The organism is Paenibacillus sp. Y930 (genome assembly GCF_056786375.1).
This window is the reverse complement of record NZ_JBXCIX010000003.1, coordinates 438056-460114: the sequence shown is the minus strand read 5'-3', so window position 1 is coordinate 460114 and position 22059 is coordinate 438056. Positions and strand designations below refer to the sequence as shown.

The 22059-nt window shown below is 39.0% G+C and carries 16 protein-coding genes; 8 read left to right on the top strand and 8 right to left on the bottom strand.

The features are described 5' to 3' along the window. Window positions 1–166: 166 nt before the first annotated feature. From AC1TO5_RS10965 to AC1TO5_RS10950, 4 genes are all read left to right on the top strand, one after another. Window positions 167–1117 carry a carbohydrate ABC transporter permease gene (locus AC1TO5_RS10965; protein WP_482063114.1) on the top strand — a complete coding sequence of 317 codons (951 nt, stop codon included), beginning with the start codon at window positions 167–169 and terminating at the stop codon, window positions 1115–1117. Next, window positions 1114–1944 carry a carbohydrate ABC transporter permease gene (locus AC1TO5_RS10960; RefSeq protein WP_482062839.1) on the top strand — a complete coding sequence of 277 codons (831 nt, stop codon included), beginning with the start codon at window positions 1114–1116 and terminating at the stop codon, window positions 1942–1944. Before AC1TO5_RS10965 ends, AC1TO5_RS10960 begins: the two co-directional genes overlap by 4 nt. Window positions 1945–2022: 78 nt before the next feature. Beyond that, window positions 2023–3429 (top strand): ABC transporter substrate-binding protein, encoded by a 1407-nt coding sequence (locus AC1TO5_RS10955; RefSeq protein WP_482062838.1) that lies wholly within the window; start codon window positions 2023–2025, stop codon window positions 3427–3429. 431 nt (window positions 3430–3860) lie between these two features. Further along, complete coding sequence (locus AC1TO5_RS10950) at window positions 3861–4823, top strand: family 43 glycosylhydrolase (RefSeq protein ID WP_482063113.1); 963 nt, start codon at window positions 3861–3863, stop codon at window positions 4821–4823. 105 nt (window positions 4824–4928) lie between these two features. Here the strand turns inward: AC1TO5_RS10950 and AC1TO5_RS10945 are convergent, their stop codons facing one another. Next, a complete protein-coding gene (locus tag AC1TO5_RS10945) occupies window positions 4929–9218 on the bottom strand; it encodes a LamG-like jellyroll fold domain-containing protein (protein WP_482062837.1) in 4290 nt (1429 codons plus the stop codon). A 428-nt stretch (window positions 9219–9646) separates the two neighbouring features. Between AC1TO5_RS10945 and AC1TO5_RS10940 the strand changes: the two genes are divergently transcribed. Both AC1TO5_RS10940 and AC1TO5_RS10935 read left to right on the top strand, forming a co-directional pair. Beyond that, window positions 9647–10624 (top strand): alpha/beta fold hydrolase, encoded by a 978-nt coding sequence (locus AC1TO5_RS10940; protein ID WP_482062836.1) that lies wholly within the window; start codon window positions 9647–9649, stop codon window positions 10622–10624. Window positions 10625–10789: 165 nt separating this feature from the next. Then, the gene (locus AC1TO5_RS10935; protein ID WP_482062835.1) at window positions 10790–11947 is read left to right on the top strand and encodes a serine hydrolase domain-containing protein; all 1158 of its coding nucleotides are present in this window, start codon (window positions 10790–10792) and stop codon (window positions 11945–11947) included. A 151-nt stretch (window positions 11948–12098) separates the two neighbouring features. Here the strand turns inward: AC1TO5_RS10935 and AC1TO5_RS10930 are convergent, their stop codons facing one another. The 5 genes from AC1TO5_RS10930 to AC1TO5_RS10910 form a co-directional block, all read right to left on the bottom strand. Continuing rightward, window positions 12099–13088, bottom strand: a complete 990-nt coding sequence (locus tag AC1TO5_RS10930; RefSeq protein WP_482062834.1) for an iron-hydroxamate ABC transporter substrate-binding protein — start codon at window positions 13086–13088, stop codon at window positions 12099–12101. 87 nt (window positions 13089–13175) lie between these two features. Beyond that, entirely contained in the window at window positions 13176–14186 is a 1011-nt protein-coding gene (locus AC1TO5_RS10925) for a FecCD family ABC transporter permease (RefSeq protein WP_482062833.1), read from the bottom strand. Then, window positions 14186–15193, bottom strand: coding sequence for a FecCD family ABC transporter permease (locus AC1TO5_RS10920; protein WP_482062832.1), 1008 nt, complete (start codon window positions 15191–15193; stop codon window positions 14186–14188). The genes AC1TO5_RS10925 and AC1TO5_RS10920 overlap by 1 nt, the downstream gene beginning before the upstream one ends. 6 nt (window positions 15194–15199) lie before the next feature. Continuing rightward, window positions 15200–16174 (bottom strand): iron-hydroxamate ABC transporter substrate-binding protein, encoded by a 975-nt coding sequence (locus AC1TO5_RS10915; protein ID WP_482062831.1) that lies wholly within the window; start codon window positions 16172–16174, stop codon window positions 15200–15202. Window position 16175: 1 nt separating this feature from the next. Beyond that, entirely contained in the window at window positions 16176–16970 is a 795-nt protein-coding gene (locus AC1TO5_RS10910; RefSeq protein WP_482062830.1) for an ABC transporter ATP-binding protein, read from the bottom strand. Window positions 16971–17135: 165 nt separating this feature from the next. Between AC1TO5_RS10910 and AC1TO5_RS10905 the strand changes: the two genes are divergently transcribed. After that, a complete protein-coding gene (locus tag AC1TO5_RS10905) occupies window positions 17136–18185 on the top strand; it encodes an NAD(P)/FAD-dependent oxidoreductase (RefSeq protein WP_482062829.1) in 1050 nt (349 codons plus the stop codon). A gap of 162 nt (window positions 18186–18347) precedes the next feature. On the opposite strand, the gene AC1TO5_RS10900 is transcribed toward AC1TO5_RS10905, so the two are convergent. Further along, window positions 18348–19178 carry an AraC family transcriptional regulator gene (locus AC1TO5_RS10900; RefSeq protein WP_482062828.1) on the bottom strand — a complete coding sequence of 277 codons (831 nt, stop codon included), beginning with the start codon at window positions 19176–19178 and terminating at the stop codon, window positions 18348–18350. After that, window positions 19175–20164 carry an L-glyceraldehyde 3-phosphate reductase gene (gene mgrA, locus AC1TO5_RS10895; protein ID WP_482063112.1) on the bottom strand — a complete coding sequence of 330 codons (990 nt, stop codon included), beginning with the start codon at window positions 20162–20164 and terminating at the stop codon, window positions 19175–19177. Before mgrA ends, AC1TO5_RS10900 begins: the two co-directional genes overlap by 4 nt. A gap of 279 nt (window positions 20165–20443) precedes the next feature. Between mgrA and AC1TO5_RS10890 the strand changes: the two genes are divergently transcribed. Continuing rightward, complete coding sequence (locus AC1TO5_RS10890; RefSeq protein WP_482062827.1) at window positions 20444–21658, top strand: acyltransferase; 1215 nt, start codon at window positions 20444–20446, stop codon at window positions 21656–21658. The last annotated feature ends 401 nt before the right edge of the window (window positions 21659–22059 follow it).

The following is a 22059-nucleotide window of genomic DNA, read 5'->3' as shown; positions in this document are numbered from 1 at the left end:
TGTTTATGCAGTGATGTCTTCTTTTTTTGTTTTTCCTGCTCATGAAATTACATAAATTTAACAATTATGTACACAAAATCTTAATGCTGCAATAACAGTCAATTAACAAATCACCTTTATGATAGATAAAGTAGATAAATATGAAGGTGGTAATAAGGAGATGGAAATGAGAGACGGGGAATTGACGCTACAGAGATTGAAAAGTGGAAACCTTGTTAGAGTGCGCGTAAAGTCTAGTAAGCTAAGAAAAATTAAGGAAAGCTCGCTCGGATATTTGTTTCTAGCACCGTCATTACTGTTGTTTAGCCTATTTTTATTTTATCCATTAGTCAAATCAGTCTACTTAAGCTTTCACTTAACAGATCCAAGAGGCAGAGTTGCTGCATTTGTAGGTTTTGATAACTTTACAACATTGTTTGCTTCCGAGCTATTATGGAACAGTTTGAAAGTAACGGGCCTATTTACATTGTTGACTGTACCTGCAGGCATTGTGTTAGCGATTATAACTGCTGCACTTACTCATATTAAATTACCTGGCATGCGCATATTTCAATTTATGTTTTCTATGCCGCTTGCGATGTCGGTTAGTACGTCTGCGGTAATTTGGCTTATCTTATTCCATCCGACACTAGGGGTATTCAATTATTTATTATCGCTAGTTGGTATCTCACCGATACAATGGCTACCAGATCCGTCAATAGCACTACTATCGATATCAATCATGACAGTATGGATGAACTTTGGCTTCAATTACATCATTGTGCTTAGTGGCTTACAGGGGATTCCAGATGACTTGGTGGAAAGCGCCAAAATAGATGGAGCTGGTCCGCTTACAGCATTTGTACGTATTGTATTACCTCTACTATCACCAACATTATTTTTCCTCTCAGTTATTTCGATCATTGGTGCTTTCCAATCGTTTGGGCAAGTTCATTTGCTTACGAAGGGTGGTCCGGCAGGCTCAACGGAAGTGTTAGTTTACTCCATTTATAAGGAAGCTTTCGTTAATTATCAGTACGGCACAGGAAGTGCATTAGCACTAGTGTTGTTTGCGATAGTGCTGCTGCTTACTATCATTCAATTCGCATTTGTAGAGAAGAAGGTGCACTATCAATGAGAAAAACAACGAATATTATGAATCACTCGCTCGTTTATATTCTGTTAGTCATGTTTGCAGTGATTGTACTTTTTCCACTATTGTATACAGTGCTACAAGCATTTATGAATCCTGCGCAATCAACACTGTATCCACCAAAGCTTATTCCAGAATCATGGTACTTCGGTAATATTGAGAATGTATTTAGCTTAATACCGGTCGGGACGTTTATTAGCAATAGTTTCATTACTGCAACAGCTATTATGGTGGGACAAGTATGTATCGCTTCAATGGCGGCATATGCCTTCGTCTATATCGAATTTCCGTTCAAAAAATTTTGGTTTATTTTGTTTCTGTCTACGATGATGGTTCCGTGGGAGGTAACCATTATCCCTAATTATTTGACGATTAAATCTTGGGATTGGCTTGATTCTTATCAGGGTCTCACAATTCCTTTTCTAGCATCAGCGTTTGGTGTGTTTCTGCTTCGGCAGTTTTTTCTCCAGCTACCTAAGGAATTATTCGAAGCAGCTCGGATAGATGGAGCGGGACATCTACGTCACTATGCCACCATTGTATTACCATTATCTCGTCCAGCAATTGCATCCTTATCTGTCTATGTATTTCTTAATTCATGGAATATGTATCTATGGCCGCTTTTAACGACGAATAGTGAAAAAATGCGTACTGTACAAATTGGGGTTAGTATGTTGCAGTTCGAAGAAATGAGCTCTTGGAACAATTTGCTGGCAGGTGTTATGGTCGTTCTGCTCCCTTCGCTCTTACTGTTAGTGCTTGGCTTGAAGCAGTTGGTTCGAGGAATTACAGCAGGTGCAGTAAAAGGATGAAGTCGTACATAGCCTCAGTGGCAACGCCGTAAGGCGATCCATATAAATTAAAAACGAGATAAAGGGAGAGAAACAAGAATGAGAGCAAAATTGAAATTAAGTTTGACTGTAATTATGGCTGTAATGCTTATCTTTGTTACAGCTTGTGGTGCAAACGGAGGAAATAGCGGAAACAATACGTCTAACAAAACTAGCGACGTAACAGATGCATCCCAAACCAAAGCAACACCAACTCCAGCACCTACATCGAATGATCCAGTTAAAGTGGTATGGTGGCATTCTATGGGTGGTGAGCTTGGTAGTGCAGTCACACAATTAGTGACGGATTTCAATGCCTCTCAATCTAATATTATTGTTGAAGAAATTTATCAAGGCTCTTACGATGAAAGCTTGAATAAAATGAAGGCATCTATGGATTCTAAGACAGGTCCATCACTGATTCAAGTGTATGAAATTGGATCACGCTTTATGATTGATTCTAACTCTACAACGCCGATTCAAAAGTTTGTAGACGCAGAGGGCTTTGATATGTCTCAGCTTGAAGAAAATATTACGAACTATTACACATTTGATGGACAACTGCATTCCATGCCTTTCAATACGTCTAATGCAATTCTTTACTATAACAAAGATTTATTTGAAGCAGCTGGTCTCGATCCAGAGAAAGCACCGGCTACCTTTGAGGAAGTTAAAGAATACGCTGAAAAACTGACAGTGAACGGACAGGCTGGTGCATCCTTCGCAATCTATGGCTGGTTCATGGAACAGTTTTTTGCAAATCAAGGTAGCGACTATTTGAACAATGGTAATGGTCGTTCTGCGGCAGCAACGGAATCATTACTTAATAATGAAGTTGGTCTACAAACACTTACTTGGTGGAAAGAGCTTGTAGACAGCGGAAATGTTTTGAATCTAGGTCGTGCCTCAGCTGATACGAAAAAAGCATTCCTTGCAGGACAAATAGCGATGACGTTGGATTCAACTGCATCACTTCGGGGCATGGTAGATGCGGCAGAGGGCCAGTTTGAGATCGGCACAGGCTTTCTGCCTAAAGCTGAAGGGGCTGCTGACGGCGGGATTATTGTAGGTGGAGCAAGCCTATGGATCATGAACAATAAATCCGATGAGGAACAACAAGCGGCATGGGAATTTATTAAATATTTAGCGAAGCCAGAAACACAAGCTTATTGGAATGTGAATACTGGCTACTTCCCAATTACGAAGAAGGCTTATGATCAACAGCTTATTATTGATAATCTAGCAAAGTATCCGCAATTCCAAACTGCTATCGATCAGCTTCATGCCTCTAAGCCTAGTACAGCATCTAATGGGGCAGTAATGGGTGTATTCCCTGAAGCTCGTCAAATCGTTGAAAGTGCTATTGAAGAAGCATTAACAGGAATTAAAGAACCTCAAGCGGCATTAGATAGTGCAGCAAAAGCTATTACAGATAAAATCTCTACGTACAATCTAACCGTTCAATAATTCAATGGATGAAAAATGCTCGCTATCGTTACTTATAGTGAGAGTAGTTAACGTAATTAATAAGTAAGCCTACTATGTCTATACGTTGTCCAACGTAAATGACATAGTAGGCTTTTTTGAGTCATTATTCTTACTTAAATACCTTTTATCCAGATCAGACGCTAAATGTAGCAGAACAAGCTAACGTTATACAATATACACCTCTATTGGTTGGAGTACTGACTAGATGAGGTTTTATTTGGGTCTTTATGACTATTCTAAATACTTACATTAAATAATAATATTTTCATTAAGGAAAGTGAAATGTTGCTGTTCCTTTTATTTCTTCAAGATATGAAAGCGGTAACAAATGGGTGAACAAAGGGGGATGGTTTATTATTTGGATTGTCGCAATACAAAATCTTGAAGTATGAAGGAGAATTGATGGAATGATGAAGTCTAATTCAAAAAGATCAAAGATTACTATTTCATTATTATCGTTAATGCTACTATTTAGTGTTGTCTTTCCTGTTAACGCTGCAACTTGGAATTTGACAGGGGATACGAATGTACATGATCCTGCTTACATTGTGGAAAACGGTACAGGAACGCGTTGGGTATTCAGTACTGGTGAAGGGATACAAGTGTTGTATTCTACAGATGGTGTTAATTATAAACGCTCAGGGAAGATTTTTAATTCAAGACCTTCATGGTGGAGTAATTATGTGCCGAATCATACAGGTCTAGATGTATGGGCTCCGGATATTTACTACTATAATGGTACGTACTATTTGTATTATTCGATTTCTACGTTTGGCTCCAAAGTATCAGCGATTGGCTTGGTAACTACTACATCAATTTCTGGTGGGGTATGGACAGATAAAGGAATGGTTACCTACTCTAATAACTCAACGAATTACAATGCCATTGATGCGAATATTTCGCAAGCAGCTAATGGTGCACTATGGATGGTGTTTGGTTCCTGGAGTAGCGGTATCTATATCACATCGATTAGTTCTTCTACAATGAAGCCGACAGGAAACTCTTATCGTATTGCCACGAAATCAGGAGGTATTGAAGGTCCGAGCTTAGTGTATAACAGCAATACAGGATATTACTATTTGTTTGTATCGATCGGCGTATGCTGTGCTGGTACGAATAGCACTTACAAAGTTGCTGTCGGTCGTTCGCCTAGTGTATTAGGTCCTTTCTACGACAAGAATGGCGTCGATATGAAGAACGGTGGAGCATCTGTTATCGATAGTGGTAATGGCGCTTGGGTCGGCCCAGGTGGTCAGGATGTATATGGTACTAATGTTATTGCCCGTCATGCGTATAGTGTCGCTGAAAACGGGGCGCCAAAGCTGCTAATAAGTGATCTATATTGGGATTCCAACGGTTGGCCATATTATTGAGCCTCAATGAATATCGTTAATATTTCTCTCTTATAAATAAGAAAGCCTACTATGTCTGCACGTTGTTCAACGTCAATGACATAGTAGGCTTTTTGCTGTGTTAAACTAATTTAAAGCTTTAACGTCAGCATCTGATAGAGCATAATCAAAGATTTTTAGATCATTAACAATTCCTTTAACTGGAGCATCCCAGTAGTTCACACCAAGTCCAACTGCTGTTGTATCGCTAGTAAATATATCAGGGAATGTTACCTCAGGTAATTCTGTAGTTGGGTAAGTTACCACCTCTACACCATCGTAATAAATAGTAACTGTTCCATTGTTAACAGTGATAACTACATGAACGAATGCGGTAGTAGAGAAGAGTTTCCCAGTTAAACCATTAAACCATTTTCCATTATTATTTACCCACAAGTGAGCATTCCCATTGGTTTCTGGAAGTCCTCCAGGAACAAAGCTCAACCATTGATCTGGAGTATTAGCTACAAAAAATAGAGTTTGGAAATGTCCGAATTGCTCCATTTTTACGTTGAGACTAATACTATACGTCTGATCGTTGAAATAATAGTTAGGCAGAAGGAGTCCATGTGCACCATCTAATATAATGCCTTCAGTATATTCTGGTGTATCAAATGTACTTTTGTTGATTCTATCGCCCGTATACGTAGCAGATTGACTACCAAAAACCGCGATATTATCAAGATTATCATCGAAGTTAAAGTGTGCGATGGCCCCTTCAACAACATATAGTTCATAACTAGTGCTAATATTTCCGCCGTCAGTAGATGTTGCTGTAATCGTTGTCGTACCAACACTCACGCTAGTTACTGTTCCAGTTTCTGAATGAACAGTAGCGACAGATGGATTTGCACTTGACCATGATAGTTGCTTATTATTAGCAATGGTAGGTGCTATCGTAATAGTTTGCGGCGTGTAGTGTTGGTTAAGTGAAATGATTTGTTCGCTAATAGCTAATTGAATCTGTTCAACCTTACTATCGCTAGAAAGCATTGCAGTAATTTCCTGCTGTGAAAGTATACCTGTATAAACTTCTAGTTCATCGATATATCCTTTGTAAGGATTATTCCAATAATTAACGGCTAGCGAAAATGCATTATCCCCATCAATGAACAAATCAGGAAGACTTTGTCCGCTATAAAGCAGCACGCCATTAATATATAGTTTGAGATAACCGTTTTCTACAGTAAAGGCAACATGGCTCCAATCATGAATTGGAACTGTTTTATTCGTAAGTGCATCAACCCATATATCATTCGATGTATGGCGATGCCAGATCATCGTGTTTGCAAAAAAGTTTCCTTGCGGAAGTAAACTTATCCAATGATCTGGATCACTAGCAGCGAAGAATGCAGCTGTATACTGCGTTAATTGCTCTGGTTTAAGCCACATAGATACGGAATAAGTATCGCTATCGATAAGATCAGACGGAAGGACAACTCCACTTGTACCGTCGAAATAAGCAGAATTTCCAAACAATCCATTGGTATAGCTGATCGTACCTTTGTCAGTTTCTGTAATAGTAGAACCAACTATTGTTCCTTGCTTACTGTCATCTTGGCTATCGATCAGATTATTCTCAAAGGAATACTTAGCTGCTAGCGATGCTGATTCAATTGGCTTCGCTATCACGTCGATATCTTTAGTGTATGTCACCCCATCTACCATAATAGTAGCTGTTAATGTTACGGGTCCAGCATCTTTAGAATATGGTCGAGTAACAACGCCACTATTGCTAAGTACAGCAATATTAGAAGAAGACCAACTAATTGCAATGTTTCGCGTAGCTTTCGTAGGTAGTTTTAGATTAGTGATAATATTTCTTGAAGGTGTAACTGTAAGATCATACAGAATATCTTGAGCAAGGTTAGTCGATGACTTTAACTTACCACCCCAAATATTTTCACCTTCGTTATTCATTGCTGTAAATGCCAATACGTATGCCTGAGATGCTGAATCCCATTGCTCGATAAATGCACCTGTATATGTGCTACCATTAACTGTGATTTTTGCAATGTAGTCATCAGCTAATTCCCATGCACCAGTAATTGCACCTGATATTGAATGGTCTGCATTCAAAGTAATGTAGGTAGATGTATGAACAGTTTTGGAGCTATCTTGTTCATGGTTAATATATTTATAATCGCCAACTATACCACTCTCAGCAACTGACTCTAGAGATTCACCGGCGTAACGATAAGGTGTGGCGATTAACCAATTATCTTCAGTCATTACAAGCTGATGGATTCTCAATTGGAAACCATCAACTTCTTGTGAGAAGCGAGTGTGAAAGACAACAAATCGTTCACCAGTCTCTTCATCGATATAGACTGAGTTATGACCAGGAGATACATATTGAATGCCAGATCCGCTACCTAGTTCTCCAATATTGCGTTCAAAATGATAATGCCCCATAATTTTATTACCAATTGGATCATGATTGGCATTGGAAGCTAGAACTGCACTATCGCCATTAGCGTCAACGAATGGTCCGTTTGGAGAGTTGGAGCGGAATACACGCATATTATATTCGCCATCAATACCTAGCCAGCCATAAGTGACGAATAAGAAGAAGTATTCTGACTGTGGATCGTATACGACATAAGGTCCTTCGCCAGATTTACCATAACCACCAGCGATTTTGGTGCCAAAGTAGCGATCAACAATTCTACCATCTGCTGTCGTGCTATCCTCTCCAGGATATATTGCGGCTCCTGTAGCAGGATCAATCTCAAGCACAAAGATTCCGCCTGACCATGAGCCATATGACATCCAAAGTTTCCCGTCAGTGCCGCGGTATAGATTGGCATCAATGGCATTCGGGAATGTACCATTGTTATAACTACCATCAGATTTGAACCATCCATCCCTTGCATCTGTAATGACTCCGCCTGCTTTAAGATCAGCGAGATTTGTATTTTCCCAATGTGTATTAATCTTGCTATAGTTATCGACACCTGCTTTCGTATCAAACGAATCTTGGATTGTAAAGCCAGAATAAATAATTGTATCAACATATTGATATGGACCATCAATATGTTGCGAAGCAGCAATGCCGATAGCCGAACGGATATAAGTAGAAGAAACGCTATAGTACATTAAGTATGCGCCGGTTGTTCCATCGCCATTATCATATTCGTCTACCCACATAATGTCTGGTGCCCATACAGAGAAGCCTCCAAGATTATCTCCATCATTTTCTCCTGCCCAAGCAAAAGATTGTTCTAGATTATTTGATAGATCACCGAAAAGTTGATTATTTGTTGTAGCATAACCATTTGTAAATCGATTCCAACTCATTAAGTCAGCAGATTTAGCAGCTTCAATATGAGAACCAAATACATAATATTCGCCTTCTTTTGATTTAATAATAGAAGGATCATGTATACTAACTTCTTGGTAAGTTGGTGGAATTGGTTCTGTTGTCGGTGTTGGTGTAGGTGTTACCGTTGATGTTGGAGTAGGTTTCTTAGTTGGGGTTGGTGTTGATTCTGGTGCAGTCGAAGGAGCAGGTGTTGGTGTCACTTCTGGAACAGAAGGAGCAGTCACCTGTGGTTGTAGAGCTACTTGATTCTTTATCGTTGAAGATATTAGTGTGACAGCTGAATCAGCGATATAGCTGAACAATGTACCTCCAACAGATGTGCCTTCAATTAATATATTACCTTTTGCAGCGGCACCAGTAACATAGATGTTACCAGTAATATCGCTATCAATGATGGTTACATCTGGACTAGCAATAATAATGTTTTTACCTTTAAGGTTAGAATATACACCTGGCTTTGTAATAATGATCGGTGCAATATTATCGAGCATTGTAATAAATTCAGCTAAGGATACAGATTTGTTTGGTTTGAAAGTTTGATCAGGATAACCTTTGACATATTGATCGTGTAATAATGCACCTACAGCAGCAATACTCCAGTTCTGAAGTTTATCTGAATCTTTCAATTTGTCTAATCCATTGGCTTGACCTACTAACTGAAATACTCGCTGTAGAATAACCGCTATTTCTTCTCTTGTAACTGCTCGATCAGGGCGGAAACTACCATCGCCATAACCTTTAATATAACCAGCGGTTGCTGCAAGATTAACCTGGTTTCTTGCATCGGAGCTATTTTCTAGATCAGTGAATAGCATATCGCTTGTTACAGAAAGATTGAATACTTTATTCAAGATCGTAATGATTTCAAGGCGTGTCATAGCTTTATTAGGCTCACTAGTATCGGCTACATAACCCGATTGTTTCCACTTGTTCAATTCAGACGCAGCCCAATGAATATTGCTTGTACTAGATGAAGCTAGTGCACCAGTAGGCAAGCATAGCATAATAGCGAGAATAGTACAGAGTATAGATGAGAACGATTTATACTTCATTTAATGAAACCTCCTTTAATTATGGATATAGCATGACGAAGCATTCCAAAGTAAGGGTGATCACCTCCTAAATAAATAAAGCGTTTTCAATTTACGAATGTTGTAATATACATGTCATTTGATGCGGATAATGAAACTTGTGTTTAAAACGTAATATTTACATTAATGATTAGTAAATACATTAATGTAAATATATAAGATGAACATTTTTTCGTCAAGATCTTTTTTTAGTGGGACATAGTAAGGGAAATACGAATCAGTAGGGATTGGATATGGCGTATGATGAGGATGCAAACCTTCTGATTAGTTGATAGAATAGAAGAGAAACGATATTGCTTACGACATAATTGTAAATTTTCAATCAGCAAGCATAGATGCGCAGCAAATGAAAAGCTGTAGAATTATCTATAGAGTAGAGGAAGTGCAGTATGGTTATTATCGGATGTAGTATAGTAGCGGTCATTCTAGCATTACTATGGACTCAAATGTTAATGAATAGACGTAATCAACATAAATATCATTGTGCAGGTACTTTGCATACTATTGGTCATAGAAAATTGCATATCCATGTAACAGGTCAAAGTGAAGCGCCTACTGTTGTATTTGATCATGGTAGCGAGTATGGTGCTTCCTCACTTACATGGCATATGGTAGCCGAACGAGTGGAGCATTTTTCGAGAGTTGTGACTTATGACCGTGCAGGTTATGGCTTTAGTGATGGAGGCAGTTATCCAAGAACGAGTATGGATCATGTTGATGATCTGCATCAATTGTTATTAGAGGAAAAGATTACAGGTCCTGTTATTATTGTAGGTCATGGTTATGGTGCGCTTAATGCACGTCTGTTCGCATATCGTTATCCTAAGCAGGTAAGCGGTATTATTCTAGTTGATGCATTACATGAAGACGAGCATACTAATAAATTTCCTGAGCAGTATATGAAAGAACAACTGAAAATACAGAAGCGCTATAAACGCTACACGCTGTTAAATTATTTTGGAGTTGCAAAAGGATTACTTAGATTACAGCGTCCTTTGCATCAATTATTCAATCATTATCCGCTGGCAATTCGTCAACAAATATGGACGTTAATCGCGTTGAACAAAACAGTGAAAACAATAGCTAATGAGCAAGCTCATATCGAACAAGCATTTAACCAAGTTCGTAAAGTAAAATCTTATAAAAACATTCCTGTTACCGTTATTATTGGCGGTAAAATGGTTGATGATTCGAATGATTTGAAGCAGGCAAGGTATGCTCTAGCAGCACATATGAAAAAATTATCGGAGGAAGGTTTACTTATAGTAGCACCTAATAGTGATCGACATGTGCCGACTGAGCAGCCGGAAGTAGTAGCCGATGCGATACGACGGATGATTAATCATCTGAAGTCAGAATATGTGTAATATTTTATGTTAAAATATTACAATATCATGATATAATCGATTGAAATAAAGCATTCGATTTGTATATCGAGGAGAAAACTAGGAATCGTTACTAACGGTAATAGATTAGCTAGTTAATGATAGCGATATAACGGAATAATCATGTGGAATGAGGAGTTGTATATATTGAATAGATTACATAATATCGATCGTTTATTACAAGAATTTGTAGATAAGGATATCGTAGGCTGTGGTTGTGTCGTTACGAAAAATGGAGAACTTATGTATGAGGGTTATTATGGTTATGCTGACCGTGAGCAAAAAATAGTGATGAATGATCGAAGTGTTCATCGACTATACTCGACGACGAAGGTAATCGTATGTACAGCGGCAATGCTGCTATTTGAACGTGGTAAGTTTCTGTTGAACGATCCATTACATCTATATTTACCTGAATTCAAAGATATGAAAGTCGTTCATACATCTCCTAACGGGAATGTACATATACAACCTGCTCAAAATCCAATCCTCGTAAAACATATTTTTGCGATGACTTCAGGAATTCCATACGAATGGGGCGAATCGAAAACGCATCAGGAGCTATCTAAGCTAACGGGTAATCTTAGCAAGCAAGGCCCTTATACATTAGAGCAAATGATTAAAGAAATTGCGAAAGCACCATTATTATTTGAGCCGGGAACTCGCTGGGCATATGGGTATTCACATGATATTGTAGCAAGATTAGTGGAGGTTATAAGTGGGCTAACGATTGAGCAGTTTATTCAGAAGGAGCTGCTTGATCCCCTTCATATGAATGATACTGGATATCGTTTCAAAGACGATATACAATCACGTTTAGTACCGCTATATGCTTTGAATGATAACAATGAACTAGCACCTACTTATGCCGCTGGAGATGAGCATTTCGATCAAGCTTCAATCTACAACGCTGGTGGTATAGGAATATATTCTACGGCGAGAGATTATACGAAATTCGCACAGATGCTTGCTAATGGTGGTGTATCAGACAAGCAACAAATTATAAGTAAGAAGACGATTGATCTTATTCGAAGTAATCAACTTAATGAAGTTCAATTACAAGATTTTCATCATCCTTATTCAGCAGGATACGGATATGGTCTAGGAGTAAGAACATTGATTGATCCAGCAGCTTCACATTACGCAGGCTCCTTAGGTGAATTTGGTTGGTCGGGTATGTCGGGCTCGTATGCATTAATCGATCCAGTAGAACAAATATCCATTGTATATATGCATCAACGGACGCCGAGTATGGAATATGAGCATCATTTACGTTTGCGTAATGTCGTATACGGTTGTCTATAACGGAAATCAGGGAAGAACACATTAATGTGTTCTTCCCGTCTACTTTTAAAACAGCTCAAGTTCCTCGGTAGATATCCAAGCAACTTGAGCTGTTTTAATGACACTATAGGGTGGTTCAATAATGCACTAGCTCTTTATTCATATTAACTTTCTATTCTCCAAGAAAACCATTAATAAACAATTGAAGTTGGAACTCTAAAGTAATCGGATCATTAAAGAAGAAATCTGCAGCGTTAGCTTCGATAACATGACCATTACTTACAGCAGGAATGTTTTTGAAAGTATCTGTTTCTTTGAATGAATTATCAGAACCGTCATTACTTAATACGATAAAATCACCAGCATATTCTGGAAGTACTTCTACAGATAATGCATAGTAGCCATCGGCAAGTGCCATCTCAGCTACTTTATCTGTCATACCAAGACCCATTTCTTGATAAAGTACTTCTGTTCCACGTCCCCAGTTATTGCCGAATACAGCCATTTGTTTGGCATAGTGTTCAATAACGGTCACTGTCACATCATCACCGTGCTTAGCTTTCGCATCTTGACCAGCCTGCTTGGCATGAGCTTTGAAGTCATCGACCCAGTCTTGAGCCTCAGCCTCTTTACCTACTAATTTACCAATTTCAACATGTTGTGATAAATAATCTAAAGCATTGTAAGTATAAGTAATCGTCGGAGCAATTTCCTTATACTTCTCTAAATTTGCTGTAGTTGAAGACGCAATAATTAGATCTGGTTCGAGGTTAAGAACGCCCTCAACATCATCTTCTGATATAATTGCGACATCTTTCAACTTATCTGCAAAAAGAGAGCTACCAACTGCCCAGCTATCAACGCCAACAACAGGGACGCCTAATGCTAGTACGTTACCAACATAACCAGATGAAAGCATGACAACACGCTGCGGATGAGCAGGTACTTTAATAGGACCATTCTCAGACTGATAGGTTACCATTTGAGGTTCAGTAGTAGCTGCTTCTTGCTGACTATTATTGGCTGCATTGCTACTGCCGTTAGATGTAGCAGCAATGCTATTATTAGTGTTGCCACTCGGATTGTTCGTTGTGTTATTACTCCCGCAAGCGGCGACGATAAGCATGAATACGATTAATAGTGGCATGAATACTTTTCTCAATATAATTCTCTCCTCTTTGAAAAACCTCTTATAATAACTTATAGGTAAGCAAGTAGATACTTTACTGCAAGCTCTTTCATTATCTAACTAAATTTTTCTCATTAGTAAATAGACGAAGTATGGCGCACCGATAATCGCGACCATAATCCCTGCTGGTAAACTTGTCGGTTGAAATAACAAACGGCTAAGTAGATCAGCAATTAATAATAATAGACCGCCAAGCAACAAACTTACGGGCATAAATAACTGATGTCTTGGACCAACAATCGCTTTAGCGATATGCGGAGCCATTAATCCAACAAAGGCTACACTACCAGCAACAGAAACAGCAGAAGCCGCTAATGCGACAGCAGTTAACATTAATGTGATACGTTCTCTATTCAAAGAGATACCAAGTCCAATTGCTGCTGGTTCACTCATGGTGAGAATATTGAGTCGGTTAGCTTTGTACAACGTATACGGAATTAATAGTAATAACCACGGCAGTAACGACCATATATATGGCCAATCGGCCCCCCATATATTACCCGACATCCATTTCGTAATAAATTCAACCTTGAACGGATCAACAGCGGAGAATATAAAAATCATAATGCCAGACAATGCCATCGAAAAGCCGACACCGATTAATATTAAGCGGATAGGCTGTAGTCCAGTGCCTCTCTCATAAGAGAAAATATAGATAATGATCGCTGTAATTACTGCTCCACCGAATGCTGCAAGTGGTAGTAGAAACGTTAAGCTTAGTACTTGTGTTGGAACATACAAGTAAAATAACGCTACACCAATACCAGCACCTGAATGTATACCAATAATTCCGGGATCAGCGAGATCATTACGCGTTACACTTTGCAAAATTGCTCCGGATAGTGCGAGTGCCATGCCAGCAAGCAATGTAACGATAATTCTGGGCAATCTCACTTCGAATAAAGTAAAGCTTTCTTTAAAACTGCCGTCACCGAACAACGTAGGGAATAGACGATCGAAGCCAAGGGCCGACGATCCTGTCCCTATGCCAACAATAAATGTAGCAAGTAGTAGTATCGTAAGGACAAGCATAGTAAGACGTTGCTTTCTTGTTTGACGAGCGAGTAGCATTAGAAGCTGCGACCTCCTTTGCGAACGATAAGTAAGAAGAAAGGAAGCCCCATAATTGCCACGATGGCAGCTGCGGGCGTTTCGTATGGTGAAGTAACAATTCTACCGAGTAAGTCGGCAAGCACCATAAAGGTTGAACCGGTGAAGATTGACATGGGCAATATATATCGATAATCATTGCCGACAACTGCTCGCACCATATGCGGAATCATTAGTCCAATAAAGGCCATATTACCAACAAGGGCGACGGAGGAACCAGCTAATATAACGACTACGGTGAACAAAATAATTTTCACTCTAGTTACCTTCTGGCCTAATCCAGTAGCCGCTTCTTCATCTAAACTTAATAGCGTTAATGATCTCGAATAGTAAAGTGCAATAACAATACCAATAATGATAAATGGCGTAATGATACTTATTTGTGACCATGTAGTACCAATCAAGCCACCTGAAGTCCACATTGAAACTCGCTTTGTAATCTGAAAGTGCAGTCCAATGCCTTCTGTTATCGCACTAAGGAAAGCGGTAATTGCAGCACCAGCTAATACAATCCGAAGTGGAGAGAAGCTGCCGCGCTTGGCAGAACCAATTGCCAGGACTAGCATAACGCTAATACCTGCACCGATAAAACAAACCCAAACCGTTGTAAACGTACTTATTGTAGGGAGTAGCACAATAGATACAGCGAGAGCTAAGTTAGCTCCCGCAGATAAACCCAATAATCCAGGATCTGCTAATGGATTGCGAGTCGTTCCTTGCATAATAGCACCTGCGATGGCAAGTGCTGCGCCAACGAGCATAGCTGCCACAGCACGAGGAATACGGATTTCTTCAAGCATCGTTATTTTCTCGTTGCTGACAGATGTGAATAGAGCATGATATACATGGCTAAGCGTAGTTTCCGCTGCTCCGAACGTGATCGCAACGAGAAATACAATAATAGTTAAGCAAGCAGCAATAACTAATTGAAGAGCGAAAGGTATTTGCAGCCATGATCGCTTCATCATGACTTCCTATTCTCCAAGAAAACCATCAACAAAAAGTTGAAGTTGGAAATCTAAAGTAATGGGGTCGTTGAAGAAGAAATCTGCAGCATTCGCCTCGATCACATGTCCATTGCTTACAGCTGGAATGTTCTTGTATGTGTCAGTATCTTTGAACGAATTGTCAGCCCCATCATTACTTAATACAATGAAGTCTCCCGTATATTCAGGTAGTACTTCTACAGATAGAGCATAGTAACCATCAGCTAACGCCATATCCGCTACTTTCTGTGTCATGCCAAGACCCATTTCCTGATAGAGGATTTCCGTGCCGCGTCCCCAGTTGTTGCCGAACACGTACATTTGTTTTGCAAAGTTTTCAATGACAGTAACAGTTACATCATCGCCGTGTTTCGCTTTAATATCTTGACCTACTTGCTTTGCACGGGCTTTAAAGTCATCTACCCAAGCTTGAGCCTCAGTCTCTTTACCAACTAATTTACCGATTTCAATATGTTGAGATAAGTAATCTAAAGTACCGTAAGTATAAGTAATCGTTGGAGCGATCTCTTTGAATTTATCAAGGTTTGCTGTAGTTGGGGCAGCAATAATCAAATCTGGTTCAAGATTAAGAATACCTTCAACATCTTCTTCTGAAATAATGGCTACATCTTTTAATTTGTCAGCATAGTTAGAGTTACCAGCTGCCCACTCATCAACGCCAACTACAGGAACCCCTAAAGCTAGAAGGCTACCAGCGTTGAAAGAAGCAAGTACAACGACACGTTGTGGATTAGCTGGCACTTGAATGGGACCAGTCTCAGATTCATAGGTTACGAGTTGAGACTCAGTAGTCGTTGGTTCTTCTTGCTGACTATTATTCGCAGCAGCATTGCTAGAATTGTTAGCTGTGCTATTACTAGTATTATTCGTTGTGTTATTACTACCGCAAGCGGCGATGATAAGCATGAATACGATTAATAATGGCATAAATATTTTTCTCAATTTAATTCTCTCCTTTTAGTAACTCATAGGTAATACATATTGGCTTGCCAGTCCTCGGATCAGTTCCGATCTCAGCATCGATATGATAGACTTCCTTCAAAACCTCATGTGTAATAACTTCTTGTGCACTACCACGCTTCACGATATGACCATCTCGCATAGCAATCACATAATCAGCAAAACGAGCAGCATGATTTAAATCGTGTAAAACCATAATGATTGTTCGCTGCTGATTGACATTAAGCTGTTGCAGCAGTTCAAGCACTTCAAGCTGATGAGCCATATCAAGATAGGTGGTTGGTTCATCAAGGAAGATCATATCTGTCTCTTGCGCTAACGCCATCGCAATCCAGACACGTTGACGCTGACCACCTGATAAGGCATCGACACTACGATGTTTATAATCTTTCGTGCCTGTTACCTCGAGTGCCCAATCAATCACATCATAATCCTGTTTTGAAAGTCTACCAAAGCCTGATTGATAAGGGAATCTTCCGTAAGAAACAAGCTCACCTACCGTTAGACCAGAGGAATGTTCTTGTGTTTGTGGGAGGATGGCGAGCTTCTTCGCTAATATTTTTGTATGCTCTGAAGCGATCGTTTTTCCATCTAACACAATTTGACCAGATTTATGCGCAATAATTCTTGTCATTGCTTTAAGTAATGTAGATTTTCCACAGCCATTAGAGCCAATAATAGCTGTTATTTTTTGATCAGGTATTTCCACAGAAAGCTGATCAATAATAGTATGTTCTCCATATGCGACAGTAAGTTCATTGGTAAGCAGGCGAACCATTATTTTCCCCCTTAGGAAGATAAATTGTGAGAAATAAGAAAATTAACAAAAAAACTAATTGATAACGATTATCATTTTCGTTATAATGATATAGAATTATAGTCGACATTGTCAATGATAAATTTTGGATACGAATATAACCTACTTAAATAAGGAGTTAAAATAATGAATAATATAGAACTATACGATATAACGATAATTGGTGGAGGTCCCTCAGGATTGTATTCTGCTTTTTACAGTGGTTTACGTGAAATGAAGACTAAAATTATTGATTTCCAACCTGAGCTTGGCGGTAAGCTGCATGTATACCCTGAGAAATTAATATGGGATGTTGGAGGGATTCCACCCATTCCGTGTGCGCAGTTAATTGAGCGATTAACGAAGCAAGCGATGGTGTTCAATCCAGAAATTGTGCTGGATACGAAGGTTGAACGTATCGAAAAAGTAGACGATCAATTTATTATTCACACATCTACGGGAATGAAGCATTATTCCAAAACCGTATTTATCGCTACTGGAAGTGGAATTTTAAAACCACAAAAATTAGAAATAGAAGGTGCAGAGCGCTTTGAAATTAGTAATTTACATTATACGATCAAATCATTCAAACCTTTCCATAATAAAACGGTAATGATCTCAGGCGGTGGAAACGCTGCTCTAGATTGGGCAAATGAATTAGTAGGCGTAGCTGCTCAAGTGATACTGACGTATCGCAAAGATCAGATGAAGGGGCATGAAGCTCATGTTACGAAGCTGATGGAAAGTAATGTGCAATGCTGCTTCAATACGACCATTACAAAGCTGATAGCAAATGATCAGAAGTCAGCGATTGAGAGAGTGGAGTTAACGAATGCTGATACGGGAGAAAAACAGATTGTAGAAGTCGATGAAGTAGTTATTAGTCATGGCTACGAGCAGGATGTTTCGTTAATGGAGAATAGTCCGCTTCAATTAGCTATGAAGGATAATTACTACATAGCAGGTAATTCGCATTGTGAAACCTCGGTTGCTGGAGTATATGCGGTAGGAGATATTGTAGCCTATGATGGTAAGCTTAATCTCATTGCAGGTACATTCCAAGATGCGGCTAATGCAGTGAATAAAGCGAAAAGCTACATCGTGCCTGATGCCAAGACTAATGGTATGGTTTCTTCTCATAATGAGCTGTTCAAGGAACGAAATAAAGAAATTGTTCAACATATGCTAGTGAGATAAGGGGATAATCAATCATTGAACCTACATCGATTGGAGCACTGCACTGTTAATGTAGCTATAGTAGTAAGTAAAGAAAGAAAGGGCATCAAAAGGTCATTTTTAATGACCTCTGTGATGCCCTTTGCGACAGTTTATAATATATATAGCCGATAGTTGTAGCATTTAACTATTCAGTAACTGTCTTTCACGATAATGAGTAGGTGAGTATTGCATCGTCTTCTTGAACATTTTGGAGAATAGAAGCGGGTCTTCATATCCAACAGAGCGGGCAATATCACCGATCGTTAGCTGTACATTACTTAATAATTCACAAGCTTTTCGCATTCGAAAAGCAATGAGATAGTCCTGTAAACTACTATTCATAACCTCTTTGAATATCGAACTAAGATAGCTACGTTGCAAGCCGATGAAGCTAGCAATAGATTGGACAGTAATTTTATTAGCATAATTTATTTCAATAAAATGAACGACCTGGGCAATGTAGTGTTCTTTGCTATTTTCTCGAAGCTTATAGGCAAGCTGTGAACCACGACATTCTACTAAGATTGATAGCCATAAATAAAGCAAACCCGTTAGTTTCAATTCACGACCAGCTACTACATGTTTAGACTCCATCATTTGATCAATACTGCAATTGAAAAAATCAACTTTATCACAATCATATATTGGTGCTTCATCTGATAGCTCTGCTTGCTTCAATAATGTTGGAGCCTTTATGCCATGGAATCCGATCCAACAGTATTTCCAGGGGGTATCCTGGTCTGCCTGATAGAATGTAATCGTTCCAGGACTTACTAGAAATCCTTGTCCAGCATGTAGATGATATCTTTTTCCATTAACCTCGAATATTCCTTTGCCTTCAAGGATGTAGTGAAATTTGTAATACTCGCGCATGGCAGGACCGAAGGAGTGACCAGGCGTACATTGTTCACGACCATATTGAATTAAGTACAGATCAAGCTGATGAAGATGCTGTGGTAGAAATTCGATCATCGTGCGATAGCATCGATACGAGCAAGCTCTTCACTTGTAAATTCAAGATTTTGCAGTGCGGCAACATTTTCCTCGATTTGACTAACTCGACTTGCACCGATAAGTGCGGAAGTGACTTTACCGCCTCGTAACACCCAAGCTAATGCCATTTGCGCTAAGCTTTGTCCACGCTCAGTAGCAATCTCATTCAATTGTATAGCAATATTTACTTTCTTTTCAGAAATACTATCCTCATTCAAGAAGACGGAATGGCCAGCTGCACGGGAATCCTCAGGGATACCATTCAAATATTTATTCGTAAGTACACCTTGCGCTAGTGGCACAAAAGCGATTGTACCAATGCCTTCTTCTGCTAATACATCCTGCAAACCGTCCTCAATCCAGCGATCGATAATAGAATAGCTTGGCTGATGAATTAAGCATGGCGTGCCTAATTCTTTCAATACTTTTGAAGCAGCGGCCGTTTGCTCAGCATTGTAGTTAGATAGACCAACATATAATGCTTTACCTTGACGAACAAGCAGGTCTAGCGCTGCCATCGTTTCTTCAATTGGTGTATTTGGATCTGGACGATGATGATAGTAAATATCAACATAATCTAGTCCTAGACGTTTCAAGCTTTGATCCAAGCTCGCAACCATATACTTCTTAGAGCCGAAGTTACCATAAGGACCAGCCCACATGTCATAACCTGCTTTTGTTGAGATAATAAGCTCATCACGATATGGAGCCATATCCAGCTTAAGCAATTTTCCGAAGTTTTCTTCAGCAGAACCAGCTGGAGGTCCGTAGTTGTTCGCAATATCAAAATGCGTAATGCCAAGATCGAAGGCACGACGCACCATAGCTCGTCCATTCTCAAATACATCTTTTCCTCCAAAATTATGCCAAAGCCCTAAAGAAATTGCCGGTAAAAGCAATCCACTATTGCCGCAACGATTGTATTTCATATCTGCATAACGCTGTTCATTAGCTGTATAAGTCATCATAATTCCCCCTAAAACTTTTTGTGAGTCTCTTGCGAACAAAAAGTACTATCATAATAAATAAGTATAGACTACCCATTTATTATGAGCAATTTCCAAGCAAAAACATATAGTTAAACGTCTTATTGATATGGCATAATGCACGATTGTTTCACGCTGGAATATTAATACCATAATCTAAAAATTGATTATTTTCACTGATAGGGTGTATCATGGAGAGTGTAAAAAAATTGATATATTTGAATTGTACAAGTTTTGGAATAACGAAAGGAGCTCATTATGAGTCAGTTATTAAGCGCAAAGCGTGACAATATACCACAGTTATCTATTGTTCGCGCCATGGCAATTCTAGGTGTACTAAGTATTCATTCTACCTCCGTAGCAGTAAGTACGGGAATGATAGATTCCAATTGGTTCTTTCTTTATAATTTTGCGAATATCTTTTTAAAGTTCGGGACAACGACATTTATCTTTTTAAGTAGTTTTGTTTTGTTCTACAATTACTATAATAGACCCTTTACCGCAAAATTAGTTACGAGTTTCTATCAGAAGCGATTAATATATATTATAATTCCTTATATATCCTTTTCTCTTTTTTATTTTGCATTGAAGCTTTATCTATATCCAGGAAGCTATCCATTAATTTTCGGGAATGGTTTCTCATTTGGAGAAATGATGCTTGCTTTAGGTGATCGTCTGATGCATGGTACGGCGCATACACATTTATATTTCGTCTATATAAGTATTCAGTTTTATTTGTTATTTCCGTTGTTTTTATGGTTTTTCAAAAAGTATCCGAAGCTTACCCATTGGTTATTGCTTATCGGGATCGTTGTACAATGGGGCTTCTTCCTAGTGAATAAATACGGTTTGGAAACACCTGTTACAGCGCGCGGTAGCTGGTCGCTAAGTTACTTTACGTACTATTTCTTAGGTGCATACTTAGGAATTTATTATGACAAATGGAAACAGTGGATCATTATCGCCAAAGAAAATGTAACGAAGAAACGAGTGTTAGGCTGGATTGTATTTGCACTAATCTGGTTAAGCTCAGGTCTAGGGCATGTTTATATGTGGTATGAAACTAGATTGAAGCTAGATAGCTATAATTCAACAATGTTTGATTTGGTATGGAACATTCATACGTTAACAACAGCAATTATTTTGATGCAAATAGCTTTCATTATTTATAGAAAATCAGCAAATTCGATAGTAAATGTATTAACACGATTAGGTGAAGTATCGTTTGGCGTATACTTGTTCCATCCATTCTTATTGCTGATCTATCGTGCATATCCACCGCAAACTGGAACTAGTATGATTCATCATGCATGGTATGTTGGTGGCTTCCTATTTGCATTAATAGGTTCTTGGATTGTTGTGGAGCTTGTTGTACGCTTTATTCCGCAAAGCTGGGTTATCTTTGGAAGTATTAAGAAAAAGAAAACATTAAAACCGCAAACGCGCGAAAATACGCGTAATATTCAAATGTAGTTTTCCCTATAGAGAAGCATCCATACAATGTCACACGAATAAGCCGCATCCATACTCTCCCTTCTATATGAAGAGAGAGGTGGGTGCGGCTTTTGTATTAGTAACTCCTCGATGTCGACTACGCTACGTCAGCATAATCATCGTTATCACAAGCAATGAAACGAAACCCAGCAACGTGTACGGCACGAGTACACAAGCGATCAAATGCCCGAAACTTAAAATGAAAGTTCAAAAATCGGGCTTTCAGAATCAAGAAGATGAAACGCTACTTGAGAAAGGCGGAAGCTTACGCTATACTTTCCAAGTTCGTTTCATATTCGCCGTCGACTACGCTACGTCAGCATAGTCATCGTTATCACAAGCAATGAAACGAAACCCAGCAACGTGTACGGCACGAGTAC